General features: G+C 63.1%; 16 protein-coding genes. 12 read left to right on the plus strand and 4 right to left on the minus strand.

Annotation, left to right across the window (positions count from 1 at the left end; translation table 11 throughout):
• Positions 1-129 precede the first annotated feature (129 nt).
• The 8 genes from acs (G9C82_RS06860) (at position 130) to G9C82_RS06895 (ending at position 9,291) form a co-directional block, all read left to right on the plus strand.
• Entirely contained in the window at positions 130-2,073 is a 1,944-nt protein-coding gene (gene acs / locus G9C82_RS06860) for an acetate--CoA ligase (protein WP_127013693.1), read from the plus strand.
• A gap of 140 nt (positions 2,074-2,213) precedes the next feature.
• Positions 2,214-3,905, plus strand: a complete 1,692-nt coding sequence (locus G9C82_RS06865) for a bacterio-opsin activator domain-containing protein (RefSeq protein WP_007189180.1) — start codon at positions 2,214-2,216, stop codon at positions 3,903-3,905.
• Positions 3,906-3,975: 70 nt separating this feature from the next.
• Entirely contained in the window at positions 3,976-5,970 is a 1,995-nt protein-coding gene (gene acs / locus G9C82_RS06870) for an acetate--CoA ligase (protein ID WP_011224682.1), read from the plus strand.
• A gap of 45 nt (positions 5,971-6,015) precedes the next feature.
• Positions 6,016-6,444 carry a DUF4212 domain-containing protein gene (locus tag G9C82_RS06875; RefSeq protein ID WP_004964404.1) on the plus strand — a complete coding sequence of 143 codons (429 nt, stop codon included), beginning with the start codon at positions 6,016-6,018 and terminating at the stop codon, positions 6,442-6,444.
• The gene (locus tag G9C82_RS06880) at positions 6,441-8,111 is read left to right on the plus strand and encodes a cation acetate symporter (protein ID WP_127013694.1); all 1,671 of its coding nucleotides are present in this window, start codon (positions 6,441-6,443) and stop codon (positions 8,109-8,111) included. Before G9C82_RS06875 ends, G9C82_RS06880 begins: the two co-directional genes overlap by 4 nt.
• 4 nt (positions 8,112-8,115) lie before the next feature.
• Entirely contained in the window at positions 8,116-8,589 is a 474-nt protein-coding gene (locus tag G9C82_RS06885) for a universal stress protein (protein WP_004964408.1), read from the plus strand.
• Between the two features lie 50 nt (positions 8,590-8,639).
• Entirely contained in the window at positions 8,640-8,855 is a 216-nt protein-coding gene (locus tag G9C82_RS06890; RefSeq protein ID WP_007189183.1) for a hypothetical protein, read from the plus strand.
• A gap of 211 nt (positions 8,856-9,066) precedes the next feature.
• Entirely contained in the window at positions 9,067-9,291 is a 225-nt protein-coding gene (locus G9C82_RS06895) for a hypothetical protein (RefSeq protein WP_228841750.1), read from the plus strand.
• Between the two features lie 256 nt (positions 9,292-9,547).
• On the opposite strand, the gene G9C82_RS06900 is transcribed toward G9C82_RS06895, so the two are convergent.
• Positions 9,548-10,414, minus strand: a complete 867-nt coding sequence (locus G9C82_RS06900; RefSeq protein ID WP_127013695.1) for a CheF family chemotaxis protein — start codon at positions 10,412-10,414, stop codon at positions 9,548-9,550.
• Positions 10,415-10,469: 55 nt separating this feature from the next.
• Complete coding sequence (locus tag G9C82_RS06905; RefSeq protein ID WP_127013696.1) at positions 10,470-11,282, minus strand: undecaprenyl-diphosphate phosphatase; 813 nt, start codon at positions 11,280-11,282, stop codon at positions 10,470-10,472.
• An 89-nt stretch (positions 11,283-11,371) separates the two neighbouring features.
• Here G9C82_RS06905 and G9C82_RS06910 point away from each other — a divergent pair, with 89 nt between their 5' ends.
• The 3 genes from G9C82_RS06910 (at position 11,372) to rnhB (ending at position 14,545) form a co-directional block, all read left to right on the plus strand.
• The gene (locus G9C82_RS06910; RefSeq protein WP_127013697.1) at positions 11,372-12,487 is read left to right on the plus strand and encodes a mechanosensitive ion channel family protein; all 1,116 of its coding nucleotides are present in this window, start codon (positions 11,372-11,374) and stop codon (positions 12,485-12,487) included.
• 86 nt (positions 12,488-12,573) lie between these two features.
• Positions 12,574-13,851 carry a tRNA pseudouridine(54/55) synthase Pus10 gene (locus tag G9C82_RS06915; RefSeq protein WP_127013698.1) on the plus strand — a complete coding sequence of 426 codons (1,278 nt, stop codon included), beginning with the start codon at positions 12,574-12,576 and terminating at the stop codon, positions 13,849-13,851.
• Positions 13,852-13,909: 58 nt separating this feature from the next.
• The gene (gene rnhB / locus G9C82_RS06920) at positions 13,910-14,545 is read left to right on the plus strand and encodes a ribonuclease HII (protein WP_011224676.1); all 636 of its coding nucleotides are present in this window, start codon (positions 13,910-13,912) and stop codon (positions 14,543-14,545) included.
• A gap of 34 nt (positions 14,546-14,579) precedes the next feature.
• Here the strand turns inward: rnhB and G9C82_RS06925 are convergent, their stop codons facing one another.
• Together G9C82_RS06925 and secF are read right to left on the minus strand one after the other, a co-directional pair.
• On the minus strand, positions 14,580-16,136 hold the full coding sequence (locus G9C82_RS06925) for a preprotein translocase subunit SecD (protein WP_007189190.1): 1,557 nt from the start codon (positions 16,134-16,136) through the stop codon (positions 14,580-14,582).
• Complete coding sequence (secF, locus tag G9C82_RS06930; protein WP_004964432.1) at positions 16,133-16,996, minus strand: protein translocase subunit SecF; 864 nt, start codon at positions 16,994-16,996, stop codon at positions 16,133-16,135. The genes G9C82_RS06925 and secF overlap by 4 nt, the downstream gene beginning before the upstream one ends.
• Before the next feature lie 100 nt (positions 16,997-17,096).
• On the opposite strand from secF, the gene G9C82_RS06935 reads away from it, so the two are divergent.
• Complete coding sequence (locus G9C82_RS06935; protein WP_127013699.1) at positions 17,097-17,411, plus strand: hypothetical protein; 315 nt, start codon at positions 17,097-17,099, stop codon at positions 17,409-17,411.

The following is a 17,411-nucleotide window of genomic DNA, read 5'->3' on the forward strand; positions in this document are numbered from 1 at the left end:
CAGGACTCAATATAAGTTCCGTCGCCAGTGTCGAAAGTGAGAACGGCCGACCGCAGTAGTCGGTCTCACAGCGGAATCGTACACAATTAGATAGGATATTTTTTGGGTGCGGCGATGTACTGTCAACTGATGACACGGGGTGACGAACCGGATCGGGGCCAGTCCCAGACGGGGCGAGAGACAGTCGAACCACCGGACTGGTTCGTCAAACAGGCGAACGTGACGGACTTGGCTGTCTACGACCGCTTCGAACGGGAGTGGCCCGATTGCTGGCGCGAGGCCGCCGAGTTGCTTGACTGGGAGAAGCCGTGTGAGACGGTGCTCCGTGGAACGGACGGACCACCGTTCGAATGGTTCCCCGATGGCCGATTAAACGCCGCATACAACTGTCTTGACCGGCACCTCCCCGAGCGCAAGAACCAATTAGCACTGGTCTGGGAGGGACACCTCGGCGAGTCCCGCACCTACACCTACCTCGAACTGTACCGGGAGGTCAACGCCTTTGCAGCAGCGTTGCGCGACCGCGGCGTCGGCCCGGACGACGTGGTGACGCTGTACCTCCCGATGGTGCCCGAGCTCCCGGTCGCGATGCTGGCCTGTGCCCGTCTTGGCGTGCCACACAACGTCGTCTTCGCCGGGTTCTCTGCGGACGCGCTCGCGACGCGAATGGAGCGAGCCGAGTCAGAGTATCTCATTACCTGTGACGGCTACTACCGCCGCGGTAGCGCCGTCGCACAAAAGAACAAGGCCGATAACGCGCGAATCACTGTCGACCACGACGTGTCGGTCGTCGTGCTTGACCGACTGGGCCGTGATGTGCATTTAGGCGACGACTACGTCGACTATCACGACCTGCTGGCGGCCCACGAAGGAGCCGAAGTCGAGCCCGTTTCGCAGGCAGCGGACGACCCGCTTTTTCGCATCTACACCTCGGGCACGACCGGGCAGCCGAAGGCCGTCACCCACACGACCGGGGGGTATCTCGCACACGTCGCCTGGACCGCCCGGTCAGTTCTCGACATCAAGCCCGAAGACACCTACTGGTGTTCGGCCGATATCGGCTGGATTACCGGCCACTCCTACATCGTCTACGGCCCGCTCGCGCTTGGAACGACGACAGTACTGTACAACGGCACAGCGGACCACCCCGAGAAAGACCGCCTGTGGGAGCTCATCGAGAAGTACGCCGTTGACGTGTTCTATACTGCGCCGACGGCAGTCCGGGCGTTCATGAAGTGGGGTGAACAGTACCCCGAGCAACACGACCTCTCCAGCCTGCGCCTGCTGGGCACGGTTGGCGAGCCGATGGACGCTCACGCCTGGGAGTGGTATCGCGAACACATCGGCGGCGGCGAGTGCCCAGTCGTGGACACCTGGTGGCAGACCGAAACCGGTGCGATACTCGTATCGACGCTGCCCGGTGTCGACGAAATGAAACCCGGGGCCGCTGGAACCCCACTGCCGGGAATCGAGGCATCCGTCGTTACCCGCTCGGGCGCAACAGCCGAGCCGAACACGGCCGGGGAACTCGTTGTGACGCGCCCCTGGCCGGGGATGCCCCGCGCGTTACTTGACGGGACGGGCTGGGGCAGCGCCCCGGACAGCGCCGAGGAATGGCGGTACTACCCCGAAGACAGCGTCTCGGTCGACGCTGACGGTTACATCACGTTCCTCGGTCGGATCGACGACGCGATCAACGTCGCCGGCCGGCGGTTTAGCACCAAGGAACTGGAGTCGACGGTCGCCGGCGTCACCGGCGTCGCCGAAGCCGCCGTCGTCGGTGCCGACGACGAGACGACCGGAACGGCGGTGTACGTGTTTGCTTCTCCGGAGGACGGCTACGCCGAGCGTGAACTCCAGACAGCCATCGAGGACGCTATCGTCAACGCCATCGGTGGTATCGCCCGCCCGAAAGAGGTCGTGTTCACGCCCGACCTCCCGAAAACGCGCTCGGGCAAGGTTATGCGCCGCCTGCTGACGTCAGTGGCGAACGACGAGGATCTGGGCGATACCAGCGCGCTGCGAAACCCCGAAATTCTCGGCGAAATCCAGTCGACTACGAGACGGAAGTAAGCTGGTTCGGATTTATCTATACTTCCGAAATATTTCTGTGGCAGTGGCGTCTTTAGCGGCTGTATTATTGTCAGTATCTCATCCGTAACCACGTTCTAGTCGCAACGCTTATTTCGGTATTATCTGAACTTCCGAAATATATGGACGGCGCAGCGGACCGCATCGGCGAACGAGGGTACGAACAGCTCCGGCGCGCGGCCGGGACACACCGGTCCGACCTCGTGCTCCGGCTCGGTGCGGAGGCCGGACTCCGTCCGGCGGAGATGACGGCCGTGCGGCTGACCGACATCACCGAGTTCGAGGGACACCGCCTGCTTGCCGTTCGGGAGGACGGCGAAGTAGTCCGCGAGACGTACCTCCCGGATTCAGTTGAGCACGATATGCGGAAGTACGCGAACGCGGCCGGGACGGACGACGACGAGCCGCTGTTTTCCGTCTCCCCGCGTCGGCTCCAGATGCTCGTCAGCGAGGTAGCCGACCGAGCCGCCGATACGGCACCACACCTGCACGGAGTTTCCACACGCGACCTCCGGTGGCGGTTCGCGGCGAGCCTGCTGGACGACGGCGTCCCGCCGGACGTCGTCTGTGCACTCGGCGGCTGGGACCGACTCGACCGACTCGACCCTCTGCTTGACGAACCGGACCGCGAAACCATCATCACAGCCGTCGACGGGTCGGGCAGGCGGGCGGCGGCAAGCGGGTCCCAGCGACCCGTCAACTGGATTACGGCGGTCAGCGAGGCGCTTGCGGCCGCCGCGACTGGGGAAGCGATTGCAACAACAGTCTGTGACCACCTGACAGAGACAGCCGGCTTCGAATTCGCCTGGCTGGCCGAGCGGACTGGCGACGGACTGACACCGCGCGCGACGACAGAAATCTCGGAGGCGGCTGTCGAGCAGCAGATCGACGCCCATATCGAGTCAGCCTCCACGCCACTTGACGTGGGCGAGGTTCGTGTCGTCGACGATAGTGTTGGGTCGGTCGCTCTGGTCCCGCTCGTCAGAGAAAACGCCGTGTCCGGTGTCGTTGGGGTCGGGACAGGCGAGGGCCTCACTGACGCGGAACGTGCCGTGTTATCCGCGCTTGGCGTGCAGATCGGCCACGCACAGGTCGCCGCCGAACGCAAACGCCTCCTACTTGCCGACACAGTGACCGAGCTGGAGTTCCACTGTGCGGACGAGCGAACGTTTACCGCCGGAGTATCCGAGGCGTTACACTGTACGGTCGAACTGTCCGGCGTCGTCCCTGTTGCAGGCCAGTCGCTGCTGTACTATCTGATGGTTGAAGATGCATCGGCCGACGCAATACTCTCGTATGCGGACGACGACGACGGCGTGACCGACGCCAGGCTACTCGAAGAGCACAGCGACGGCGTGTTACTGGAAGTTGTCGTCACTGACACGCCAGCACTCCAGTTGGTCGAGAGCGGCGGCCGCATCCGCGCTGTGACGGCTACCGATGGTGTGGCGACTATCGCAGTCGAACTCCCCAGTGAGGCCGAGATCAGACCGACGGTCAACGCCATCACCAATGCCTACAGAGAGACATCGCTAGCGGCGAAGCGAGAGACAGAGCGGCCGGCCGAGACGGACACCGGGTTCCGCGACCGACTGACTGACACGCTCTCAGACCGACAAGAGACGGTCCTGCAGGCGGCCTACCACAGCGGCTACTTCGAGTGGCCTCGTGGCTCAACCGCAGAGGAGCTAGCAGACTCGCTGGACGTCTCGTCGCCGACGTTGCACAATCACCTCAGGAAAGCACAGCAGAAGGTCCTGACCGCGTTTTTCGACGACCGGCCGGCGGAGCCGCGGCAGCCGGCCGACAACTGAAACCCTGTTTCATGTTATCGTAGTTAGACCCCCCGTTTATATGGCCGCTGTGAAATATCGATGATAGACCATGTCAGATGAAGATGTCCAACTCGAAGCACGGCTCGAAGAGCAGGAGGTTTTCGAGCCGCCGGAGTCGTTCGTCGAGCAGGCGAACGTCACGGATGAGGGTATCTACGACGAGTTCGAGGAGAACTGGCCGGAGTGCTGGGAGGGGGCCGCTGACCTTCTCGACTGGGAGGAGGAGTACGATCAGGTACTCGACGACTCGAACCCGCCGTTCTACGAGTGGTTCACAGACGGGACGCTAAACGCCTCAGCGAACTGTCTGGACCGCCACCTCGACGAGCGCGGCGACGAAGCCGCTATCGAGTGGGTCGGCGAGCCAGTCGAGGAAGACAATATCACCTACACGTACGAGGAACTCCATCAGAAGGTCAACGAGTTCGCGGCCGGCCTGCGTGAGATGGGTGTCGGCGAAGATGATGTCGTGACGATGTATATGCCGATGATTCCGCAGCTTCCCATCGCCATGCTGGCCTGTGCCCGCATCGGCGCGCCCCACTCCGTTGTGTTCGCCGGCTTCTCCGCGGACGCGCTCGCGACCCGAATGAACTCCGCCGACTCGGAGTATCTGGTTACCTGCGACGGCTACTACCGCCGCGGCGACCCGCTCGACCACCTCGACAAAGCCAACGAAGGGCTGAGCGGCGTTGACCACGAGGTGGAACGCGCCATCGTCGCCGAACGGCTGATGGACGGCGACGGCTTCGACCACGACTACGCGGACAATCAGGTCGCCTTCGAGGACGTCATCGACGACAACGAAGGCGAGACTGTCGAACCAGTCGACCGCGACGCCGAGGACATGCTGTTCCTCATGTACACCTCCGGGACCACCGGGAAACCAAAAGGCGTCAAACACTCCACCGGCGGCTACCTCGCCTGGGCGGCCTGGACATCGCAGGCGGTGCTCGACATCAAACCCGAGGACACGTACTTCTGCTCTGCCGATATCGGCTGGATTACCGGTCACTCCTACATCGTCTACGGCCCGCTCGCGCTCGGGACGACGACGATGATGTACGAGGGGACGCCGGACTACCCCGACAAGGACCGCCTCTGGGACATCGTCGAGGAGTACGAAGCCGACCAACTGTACACCGCGCCGACAGCTATCCGGGCGTTCATGAAGTGGGGCAAACAGTACCCCGAGCAACACGACCTCTCTAGCCTGCGCCTGCTTGGCACGGTCGGTGAGCCAATCAACCCCCGTGCCTGGAAATGGTACTACAAACATATCGGCAACGAGGAGTGTCCCGTCGTCGACACCTGGTGGCAGACCGAAACCGGCGGCATGATGATAACGACGTTACCCGGCGTTAAGGACATGAAACCGGGGTCGGCCGGGCCGCCGCTACCGGGCAACGACGTACGCATCGTCGACACCGAGGGTGAGGAAGTCGAACCCGGCCGCGCCGGCTACCTGACCGTCGACAAGCCGTGGCCCGGGATGCTCCGGACGCTGTACAAGAACGACGAACGGTTCATCGACGAATACTGGGCCGAGTACTCGGACACCGATAGCGACGACTCTGACGACTGGGTGTACTTCCCCGAGGACGGCGCAAAAATCGACGACGACGGCTACATCACCGTGCTGGGACGGGTCGACGACGTGATCAACGTCTCCGGCCACCGTCTCGGGACGATGGAAATCGAGAGCGCTATCGTCGGCGTGGAAGGCGTTGCCGAAGCCGCTGTCGTCGGTGGCGACCACGATATCAAGGGCGAGGCGGTGTACGCCTACGTCATCACCGAGGACGGCTACGACGAGGACGAGGAACTCCGCAGTGCGATTATCGACGGCGTCGAGGATGCTATCGGCCCGATCGCGCGGCCGGAAGCGGTCATCTTCACGCCCGAACTGCCGAAGACCCGCTCCGGGAAGATCATGCGCCGCCTGCTGGAAGACATCGCCAACGGCGAGGAACTGGGCGATACGAGTACGCTGCGAAACCCTGACGTTGTCAGTGATATCGAGACCAAGGTCCAGGGTGACTGAGCCCTAACAGCGAACAGCACCACGAATTTTCAAGCTTTCATACCCATGTCAAGAGACACGCCTGCGGACCGAGAAGAGTCAACTATCCAACCAGACGGCGGCACAGCAGCCGCCCACGACGACATCGATTACCTCGACAGGGAGGTGAACCTGTTACGGCCGAGTACGCCGTTTATGCGCGACCACCTGAAGATCATCTGGAGCAGTTTCGTGCTCTGGGCGCTGGTCGTGTTCGGCCCGGTGACGCTGACCGCACTTGCGCCGGAGATGATGACCGTGCAGACGCCCCTGTTTGGCTTCCCGCTGCACTACTTCCTCGTCTCGTTCGGTGCGCCGACGGGCGCGCTCATTCTGGCGGTCGTATACACGCGCTACCGGGACCGGCTTGACCAGAAGTACGGCATCGATTCCGTCGAGAGCACGGCTCCAGAGACGGGCGAGGCAGCGGCCACTGACGGGGGTGTCGAGCAGTGACGGTCCCGCTACAGGCAGAAGCGCTCGACATCTCGTTCAAGCTCGTCCCGGCGATTATCGTCTTCCTGATGATGGCGTCGTTCCTCGTCATCGGCTACGTGTTCAAGGTGGCCGACACAGAGGGGATGTGGGTCGCGGGCCGCGGCATCGGCAATATCGAGAACGGGATGGCCATCGGCGCGAACTGGATGTCCGCCGCCTCGTATCTGGGACTCGCCGGGCTGGTCGCGCTCTCTGGCTTCTACGGGCTGGCGTTCATCGTCGGCTGGACGACCGGCTACTTCGTCCTGCTCATCTTCCTGGCAGCACAGATGCGCCGGTTCGGGAAGTACACCGCGCCGGACTTCGTTGGCGACCGGTTCAACTCCCCAACTGCCCGCGCGCTGGCCGCATTCACCACGCTGCTCATCGCGTACGTCTACTCCGTCGGTCAGGCCCGCGGCATGGGACTGGTCGGACAGTACGTCTTCGGGCTCGATATCATCCCGATGATCGTCGTGATGATGACCATCACCGTCGGCTATCTCGCGCTCTCGGGGATGCTGGGCGCAACGAAGAACATGGCCGTCCAGTACACCATCCTCATTGTCGCGTTCCTCGCAGGCGTGTACGTCGTCGGCTTCTCGCAGGGGTACTCGACGGTGCTCCCGCAGATCGAGTACGGCGCACTGATCGCTGACCTCGGCCGCGAGTTCTCTGCGCCGTTCGTGAACCAGCCGTTTTACCTCTGGGTCGCGACGGCGTTCTCACTCATCGTCGGGACCTGCGGCCTCCCGCACGTCCTCGTCCGATTCTACACGGTCAGAAGCGAGCGCGTCGCTCGCTGGTCCTGCGTGTGGGGGCTGTTTTTCATCCTCCTGCTCTACTGGGCGTCGCCCGCAATGGCGGCCTTCGGCGTCGACCTCTTCCAGACGACGACGGGCGCGAGCGCCTACGCCGCAGAAGGCGGCATGTCCGGCGCTGAAGGTGACGTGATCGTCGTGCTCGCCGCACAGTTCGCCAACCTCCCGACGTGGTTCGTCGGCCTCGTGGCGGCCGGTGCGATGGCCGCGGCTATCGCGACGACGGCTGGCCTGTTCATCACGGCCTCCTCCGCGGTCGCACACGACATCTACACCGAGCTGATTAATCCCGACGCGACCCAGCGACAGCAGGTGCTCATCGGTCGCGGGACGATCATTGGCATGGGCGCGCTGGTAACGGTGACCGCGTTCAACCCACCGGCGCTCATCGGCGAGCTGGTCGCCTACGCGTTCTCGCTGGCCGGCGTCGTCCTGTTCCCGATGTTCTTCCTCGGCCTCTGGTGGGAGAACACGAACCGTCAGGGCGCACTGGCCGGGATGGTGCTCGGCCTGCTCATCTGGATCACCTCGATTATCAACAGCGTCCTCCCGAGCTACATCGGCGCGCTCGGCGCAGCCGCTGGAGAAGGCGGCGCACTCGTCCCGATATACGCCCAGTACGTCCCACCGATCGGCGCTGCGCTGATCGGGACGCCGCTCGTGTTCATCGTCACTATCGCCGTCTCGCTGGCGACGCCCGAGCCACCGCTGGAGACGAAAAAGATGGTTCGACAGTGTCACAGCCCCGAACCGATGGGGCAACAGGAGACCGCCGCAGACGTCGTCGGCGACAGCACCAGTGGCAGTACCCCCGCGGACGATTAAACCCATGTACGACAATATCCTCGTTCCGACCGACGGCAGCGAAACCGCCGAAAACGCGGTCGATCAGGCGGTCGACATCGCCTCGAAATACGGCGCAACGGTCCACGCACTGTACGTCGTCGACGTCGACGCGACCAGCTACTCGCTGGGGACAGAACAGGTCGACCGCATCCGCCAAGGAAACCTGGCGGAGATGACCGATATAAAAGAAGACGCCGATGAGGCCACCGGCTACGTCCGCGACCGTGCCGCCGAACACGGCGTCGAGGTCGAAGAGCACATCACCGCCGGCGAACCGGCCCGCGCTATCCGAAAGTTCGTCGAGGACAACGACATCGACCTCGTCGTGATGGGGTCCCACGGCCGCTCGGGCCTCAAGCGCGTCATCCTTGGCAGCGTCACGGAGAAGGTGCTGCGCCGGACGCGGCTACCAGTACTCGTCGTCGACGTTCACGGCGAGACGGATATCGAGGCGTGACTAATGGGACAGCACCGACTCCGACCGTCATGGACGACACGAGGCCGCCGATGAGCGTCGTCGACACCCTCCGAAACCACGTGCGAGACCACAAGCGAGGCATGTTCGTCGACCTCGTGTTCGCTATCGCCTGGGTGACTGCTGTGAGCGTCATCTTCGACCTACTGTCGGCTCCCCAGTGGGCTTACTACCTGACGCTCGCCGCCGGCGTCGTCGCGTACTACGGCTTTTTCTGGTCGCTCGAGCTGGCGATGGAACAGCAGTAGGCCGGACTCCGTTTTCCGCGGCGGCGGCTCCATAGCTGGTTCACGGCACCCCTGTTAAACATACTCATTCGGTGGCCGAACCACCGCTTTACCCGTGCTATCCAAGCACCCCTCCATTCTCAAGCCAGGCGAATTTCTGCCCTGCCGGTAGTAATAATACCATGTAGGTGCATTGACTTTTTCGATGGCAGCAGACGCCGTGGAGTCAGCAATGATATACGAAAGTTCAACGGGAGAGTACTACAGTGGTCTCGACATCTGGATGCGCTTCGAGTCGGGGTTCTGGGAACCACACGATTGGAGTCAAGCGACGGGTGAGGAATGGGTCCAGACCGAGGCGGGTGAAGTTCTCACCCTGACGCCGGTCCCGGAGTCGGACCTCCCGGACGGGGTGTCGGTGACGGAAGCTGAGGACGTCGAGTACCTGCGTGAGTGAAAACGGCGAGACGGAAGCAGGGCACGAGTCCGACTGTACTGACTGGGCGACATCGGAACCCGACCACCGCTAGAGGCAAGCCACGCGTCGCAGTGGCGGTACCGCTCCACTGCCCCGGATCAGAATCGGTCCTCGCCCGACTTTTGTTGGCTCGGCGTCAGGGAAAATCGTTCTGTGGCGCGTAGCGCCACGCCGCTCACGAGTCACTGCGTTCCTCGTTCGCTATCCGAGGGCCCTCTCTCCGGTCGGCCCCTCGCTATTTCTCACTCATCGCCTCACTCGCCATATTCCGCCCCTGCGCGTTCAACGCGACCTCGGTCCGAACCCGGACCTCATCAACCGCACCAACATCGAGCAGTTTCTGATAGATTTCCTCGACCTCGTCGGGCGTTGTTCCGACGAAATCGGACATCTCAAACGGTGAAACACCGGAGTAGAGCGCCATCAACACCTGACTCTCCATCTCCGAGAGTTCGTAATCGTCCTCACGGCCCTCGATAACGCGGGTAAAGAGCGTCTTCAGCGCCCGCGTGTGGTGGTCCATCCCCGAGATGTGGGTTTCGACGCTACGGTCCTGATTGTCAGTGTGTTCGACCTCGATGACCTCCCGCTCCTGGCCCATCACGGTACTGGTCCCCGTTTCGATAGTTCCGACGTCCTCAATTTCGAATGACATGCTCTTGCCGCCGGGGAACTGGAGGCGGATGATGTCGTCATCCAGTTGAAACCGTGCCTTGCTCCACTCGGCGTCCTCCTGAACGACGCCGCCGACGACCGCTTGCTGTCGTGCGAGGATAACCTCACCCTGTAGCGTCGCGCGGACGTACTCCGTCTGGAAGTCGTCCAAGTTCGGGGTGTCGACGAGGAGGACGTTGTTGCCCACCTCCAGCGCGGTTGCGCCGCCGGTCCCACCGTCGGGAATCAGATCGTCAGGGTTCGACGGGAGGGTAATACTGGAGTGTGGGATCGGCTGTTTCGAGCCGTCTGTCGCCAGAATGAGTCGCTTGTTGGTGACGATGAGTCGACAGGAGCGCCACTTCGGGTCGGTCACCGTGTCACCGTCGCGGACGACGTACTGGAAGTCCCCCGACGTGTCGACTAGCTTGCGTTCGTCACCACTCATAGCCGCTGGTACTACAGATTTGACGCCGGAGAATAAATAAGTACCAGCACCGTTCTCACAGCGCGACAAGCAAGCCGCCGACGACCCCGAACCCACCGAACACCGTACAGACCGCCCAGAACGGGACCTGCCGGACCAGCCGGACCAGCGCGTCGACGGTGAGGTAGCCGACGAGGGCGCTCACGACGAGCGCGACAACGGCCGGCAGCGGGTCGATTGCGGGGACACCATCGTCAACGAGAACCAGGACGTTGGCAGCGAGCGCGGCCGGAATCGACAGTAGAAATGAGAGTCGAAGTGACGACTCACCCTCGTGGCCCCTGAGCAACAGCGCACTCACCGTCGTCCCAGACCGGGAGACTCCGGGGAGGATGGCCAGCCCCTGCAACACCCCGACTAGAACAGCGTCGAACCCGTCCGGAATCTCACGCTCGCCCAGCGACAGCGCCGCAGCGAACCGCTGGAGGAGACCAGTGATGACGAGTAGGCCGCCGACTAGCGCCAGAAAGAGCCCGCCCTCTAGCTCCGAAACAGCCGCGTCGAGGACCATATACGCGGGGAGGCCGGTGACAGCGGTTGCCGCCGTCGCGATGACAATAAACGAGAGGTCCGCCGTCTCGTCGGCGAACGGGCGACGCGAGAGTTGCCGTATCGAATGGAGGATGGTTCGGACCTCGGTGCGATAGTAGGCCGTGGCCGCAACCGCCGTCCCGGCGTGGAGAAAGAGTGCGAGGCGGGTCGAAGCGGCGGGTGAGACGCCTGTGACCACCGTCGACGCGAGGGCGACACCGCCCTCGCTGGAGACCGGAATCCACTCCAGTATCCCTTGCAGCAGGCCCAGCAGAATAGCGACGAGAATCGGGTTCATACCCACGGAGCGGACGCCGCGGGACAAAGGCCGTTCGGTTCGGGCCGTCGACGTGGCAGTATATATAGCGCCGGTGTCCAAACGGGGGTATGCAACTGGGAAGTGGGATGGTGGACCTGCTGTCGGGGTTGCCGGCCTGGCAGGGGTTTCTGGTACTCGTCGGCAGCGGGGTCGCGCTCGCGCTGGTCATCCGTGTCCTCGGTGACCGGCTGATCAGACGGGTCACCCCACACATTGAGGGCGACGTCGACGACATCGTGTTCCGTGGGATTCACACCGCTGCGTACATCTCGATCGGCCTCGGCGGCGCGTACGCCGGCGCGCAGATTTACGATATCCGGCCGGCCATCGCCGTCTCGCTTGAGGCCGGGACGCTCTCGCTGGTCGTCATCGTCTGGATGGTGACGCTGCTTCGCATTGGCCGTCAGGCGTCCGCCATCGCGACAGATTCAGCGTACATCGACCGCCAGATGGTCCCCATCCTCCAGAACGTCTGGAGCGCGCTCATCTCGGGCGGCGGGGTTTTGCTGTTGCTGGTCCTCTGGGACATCGACGTGACGCCGCTGCTGGCCTCAGCGGGGATTATGGGCATCATTGTCGGCCTAGCGGCCCGGGACACGCTGGCGAACTTTTTCGGGTCGCTATCGTTGTATCTCGACGGGACGTACGCGGTCGGCGACTTCGTCGTCCTCGAAAGCGGCGAACGCGGCCGCGTCGAGGACATCTCTGTCCGCTCGACGGTCATCCGCACCCGCGACGACATTCTCGTCACAGTTCCGAATTCGAAGCTCAATAGCGCTGCTATCGTCAACGAGTCGACGCCGCGACGCAAGCGCCGGATTCGGGTCCCTGTCGGCGTCGCCTACGGGACGGACATCGACAAAGTCGAGAATATCCTGCTGGAACTAGCCGAAGCCGAGGACCTCGTGCAGGACCGCCCGAACCCGCGGGTCCGGTTCCGAGAGTTCGGCGACTCAGCGCTGAACTTCGAACTGCTGTGCTGGGTCAGCAACCCGGCCCTGACAGCTCGTGCAACCCACGAACTCAACAGCGCGATTTACAAACGGTTCCGGGCCGATAACATCGATATCCCGTTCCCCCAGCGGTCCATCTCCATCTCAACCGAAGAGATTCCGGGCGAGCTATTCGACCAAGCGCAGTCGAAGAGCAAACCCACAGATGACGGCGGCGTGACCGGTGAGTAAGCGAAAGCAAGGTCACAGGGCCCTCCCCGGCCCAGACGACCGAGAGGTCGAAACGCAATTACGGGGGCGACGCGTCGGCTCAGGCAATGAGTATACTTGAGGACGCCCGTTCGGCGCTTGCCACCGGGCCGCTGTGTGATTCCTGTCTCGGCCGGCTTTTCGCCGACCGGAGCTTCGGGCTGGCCAACGCCGAACGGGGCCACGCCCTTCGGGTGACGCTTGCGCTTGCAGACGACGACCCATTTGAGGAGAGCGAGGACTGCTGGGTCTGTGAAGGAGAGTGTGACCGCTTCGACTGGTGGGCCGAGCAGGCCGCAAGCGCCGTCCGCGGCTGCGAATTCGACACCTACCAAGTCGGGACGAAAGTGCCGCCGCTACTCGAAGAAAACGACGAACTGCTCCGGGAGGACGTGGGGCTGGACCCCGACGCCGGAGAGGCGCTGAAGACCGAACTCAACCGCGAAGTCGGCAAGCGAATCGGCGACCTGACCGGCGCGGAGGTGGAGTTTGGCCGTCCAGCAGTCCAGCTCACGCTCGACCTCGCAACGGACGAGGTAGAAACGCACGTCAACTCGGCGTTCATCTACGGCCGCTACCGCAAGCTCGAACGCGACATCCCCCAGACGAAGTGGCCCTGCAACGACTGCAACGGGACCGGGCTGTGGCAAGGCGAACCCTGTGACGGCTGTGACGGCAGCGGCTACCGCTACGACGAGAGCGTCGAGCAACTGTCCGCGCCTGTCGTCCGTGAAGCGATGGACGGCGAGGAGGCCGTGTTCCACGGTGCCGGCCGCGAGGACGTCGACGCGCGAATGCTCGACTCGGGCCGCCCGTTCGTCATCGAAGTGATGGAACCGCGAAAACGTGACGTGGACGCCGACGAACTCGAAGCCGACATCAACGCCTTCGCCGATGGGAAGGTCGAAGTGACGGACCTCCACCTGGCGACCCACGAAATGGTCGAGCGCGTCAAGGAACTGGACGCCTCCAAGACCTACCGGATGGACGTGGAGTTTGGCGACGCGGTCGACGCCGACGTCCTGCAGGACGCACTAACGGAGCTGGACGGAGCGACCATCCAGCAGGAGACCCCCCAGCGAGTCACCCACCGACGGGCCGACATCACACGGACGCGAGCAGTGTACGACGCCGAAGGCGAACTGACCGACGACCGCCACGCCGAACTCCGCATCCACGGGGAAGGCGGCCTGTACGTGAAAGAACTCGTCTCCAGCGATGAGGGCCGCACGGAGCCGAGCCTAGCCGGCCTGCTCGACACCGACGCCGTGGTGACGGCGCTCGACGTAATCGACGTGCAGGGCGAGGACGAACCGTTCGCGACAGACGAGTTCCTCAAAGAGTAGCTCGCTGGACTGCCGTCCAACCGGAACCTGTTTTTACACCGGCATCGACGTGCCAGCCATGCGATTTGGCGTTGACGAGGCTGGGAAAGGGCCGGTTCTGGGGTCGATGTTCGCCGCCGCCGTCCGGGCCGACCCTGCGGCCCTGCCCGGCGGGGTCGGCGACTCGAAGGACATCAGGCCGGAGCGACGCGAGCGACTGGCCAAGGAAATCCGCGAATCGGCAGACGCCGTTGGTATTGCTGAAATATCTGTCGAGCGCATCGATGCCGACGAGACGGACATGAACACACTGACTGTCGAAGGGCAGGCAGAGGCCCTATCCGCGGTGGCCCGAGACGGCCTGTCAGGGACGGTCGACGCCGGCGACACCGACGCGGCGCGGTTCGGTCGTCGGGTCGCGGACGCAGTCGACACCGACGTGGCTGTAACCGCGGAACATGGAGCCGACGAGACGGACTCGCTAGTCGGTGCGGCCTCAATTATTGCGAAGGTGGCCCGCGACACCCATGTCGCAGAGCTGGCAGCGGAGTACGGCGACGTGGGGTCAGGCTATCCCAGTGACCCGACAACGCGGACCTTCCTAGCGGACTACGTTGACCGACACGGCGAATTGCCGGCGTGTGCCCGCCGGTCGTGGTCGACGTGTGACGACGTACTGGCAGCGGCATCACAGTCAACGCTCAGTGACTTTTGAGCGTCGTGAACTCGGGAGAAAGCGACCGACGGTGTCAGTCTTCGTCCAGCACGAGACTCCGGAGGATATCACCGTAGGCCGGGCGCGTCACGAGCACGCCGACCAGCACGCCGACGATGGTGATGATGGCGAACCCGGAGAGGTCGCCAAGCGAGAGGACCATCAGCGGACTCATCGCGACGATGGTCGTCGCCGCAGCCGCGCCGATGACCCAGAACGCCTTGCGGAAGCGGCTCTGGAACACGCGGCCCGTTTCAACTTTCCCCTGCTGGAGGATCTCGTCGGCGATAATGATGAGGTCGTCCACCCCCGTCCCGATGACTGCGATAAACCCGGCCAGATGCGAGAGGTTCAGCGGATACTGGACGAAGGCAACGAATCCGAGGAGGATGAACACCTCCGACAGCGCCGTGACGATCATCGGCAGGGCGACCTCTGGACGCCCGTACCGGAGATACACCACCAGGCTCACCGCGATGACGGCGAGAATGCCCGTCAGGAGGGAGCGCTGCTGGAACTCCTGAGCGAGCGCAGACGAAAGCGTCTGACTTTCGGCGCTGTCGAAGTCAAGCGGGGCCGGTAGCCGACCGGCCTTGAGTGCGAGTTCCAGCTCGGTCGCTTCAGACATATTGCTGGTCTGCATGATGAACTGCGGATTGTTGGCGAACTCACCGTTCCGATAGGACTGTCCCAGCCCCGGGTCGACACCACCGATGAACACCGGCTCGCCGTTCAGTGTCGTCACCAGGCAGTCTGCCTGTGAGTTCTGGAGGTTCTCGTGGTCGTAGTCCGAGTCGCGGCAGGTCGACCCGCTCCCGAAGCCGGCCTCGACCATGTCGTTCGCGTAGCGCTCGGCCACGCTTTGTTTGACAGTCACCGGGACGTGCGTTCCCTGCGTTTCGCTTCGCTGTGCTGCCCCGATACCCGCGAAGTCGCCCTGTGAGAGGACTTGCTCACGGACGTAGGAGCCGTTCTCAGTATTGTCGTGGACAGCGTACACGCGGACGACACCACGCTCTTCGAGCAGGCCGATGAGCTCCTCGCGTCCCCTGTCCGGGGCTGTGACGCTGATGAAGCTCCGACCACCCGGCGAGCTGACTTGCTGCACCGAACCCCCTGTCAGCGCCGATTCGCGCAGTTTGTCGTTGATAACCGACACCATGTTCTCTCGGGTGTCCCGGGTCACGCCGGGACGGACCTCACTCGGTTCGTACCCCTCGGCTTCGAGTGCGGATTCGACCTCTCCGGTGGAAACGTTGTTCGAGAACACCTCGACGGTCTCAGTCTGGTTCGAAACGCGCACGTCAATCGGGTCGAGACCCAACCGGTCCGCCGTCGCTTGTGCCAAGTCGGCCTCGTCTGCGGGTGCAACATCGACACCTTCAGCGGTAGTGCCAACGATCGGGGCCTGAATACGCGTCCCGCCGCTGAGCTGAATCCCGTACTGGAGGTTCGTCGACTGGTTCGCGGCCCCAGCTCCTTCAGTATCCGAGGTCCCTGGCGGAACGCCGGGGATGAACAGCGCGACGGCGCTGAGTAGCAACAGCGTGACCAGCGCAACGACGCGCCAGTTTTCCTTGAGTGTGCTCATCGTTTGACCCCCTCATACTTGTACCAGCGAAGCAACGTGACGTTGAGCATATAGGTGTTCATCAGGTCAGCAGCCAAGCCCACGACGAGAACGAACCCGATAGAAGCCATCAGTTCGATACCGAATATCGTCGCCGAAATCGCCATCACCGCCATCGCCGCCATCGACGTCAGCGTCATCGTCACACCGGTCCGCATCGCGCGGTATGTCGACTCGTAGAACCCGCCGGAGCGCCGGAGGACGTGATTGTTCAACAGGATATCGGAGTCCACACTGTAACCGATGAGCATCAGCAACGCGGCGACGGTTCCCAGTGAGAGCTTGATTCCGAGCAGGTTCATTACCGCGAGCGGGATGACAAGGTCCGAAAACGCCGACAGAACGACTGCGATGCTCGGTACGACCGACCGGAACATCGCAAAGACAAGCAAACTCATCCCGAGGAAGGCGACACCGATGCCGACGACCGCTAGCCGCTGGTTCTCCTGACCGAATATCGGCGACGTGGTCCCGCTACCGAGGAACTCCATCTGATCGCTCGAACGCGCGGTTTCCTCGATTGGCTCCAGATTCGACGAATCAAACGTGATGATATACCGGTTCTCACCCTCGACCTGTTGGACGGAAACCACGGGTTCGTCGAACGTATTGTCCCTGAGCTCCGCCTGTGAGAGAGACGACTCGACGGTGAGTTCCGAACCGCCCGTGAAGTCGATGCTCGGAGAGACCGGCGCGCCGGTGACCAGATACCAGCCACCGAGGACCGCAAGCGCCAGACCGAGCACCACCAGCGGAACCGCCACTAGCTGACGGTTCGAATACTGGGTGTAATCGACTTCCGGGACCTCGAACTCGAACATGACGGAACGGTGTGAGACGGGCCGGAATAAGCCTTCCCAATCACTGCCGCTGACATCCGCTGTGCCGTACATCTATGCCAGTCTATCACGTATATCCGGTATGTCCGAGCACGCAATCAGGGTCGAACTCTCGTATCCAGCGGACCTCAGCGGGTGGGGTCGGGACAAAGTCTACGGGTCGCCGTTCCGCGCGTACCTCCGGAAGACACACAACACCGCCACACCGGGCGACGTGTGGACAGAGTTTGTCGGCGTTGGCTGCTGTGGCGACACGCTTGACTTCCCGCTCCAGGTCGAATCCGTCGAGGGCGGGTCCGCGGTGACCGAAGACACCGAGTTCGTGTACACCGAGCGCGAGGCGTGTGGCATCGCCGGTGGCTGGCAGGTCCAGAGCGCCGCGGGCCCGACCGAATAA

Origin of the sequence: Haloarcula sp. R1-2, assembly GCF_011627385.1 — an archaeon.
GTDB classification, from domain to species: Archaea; Halobacteriota; Halobacteria; order Halobacteriales; family Haloarculaceae; genus Haloarcula; species Haloarcula marismortui.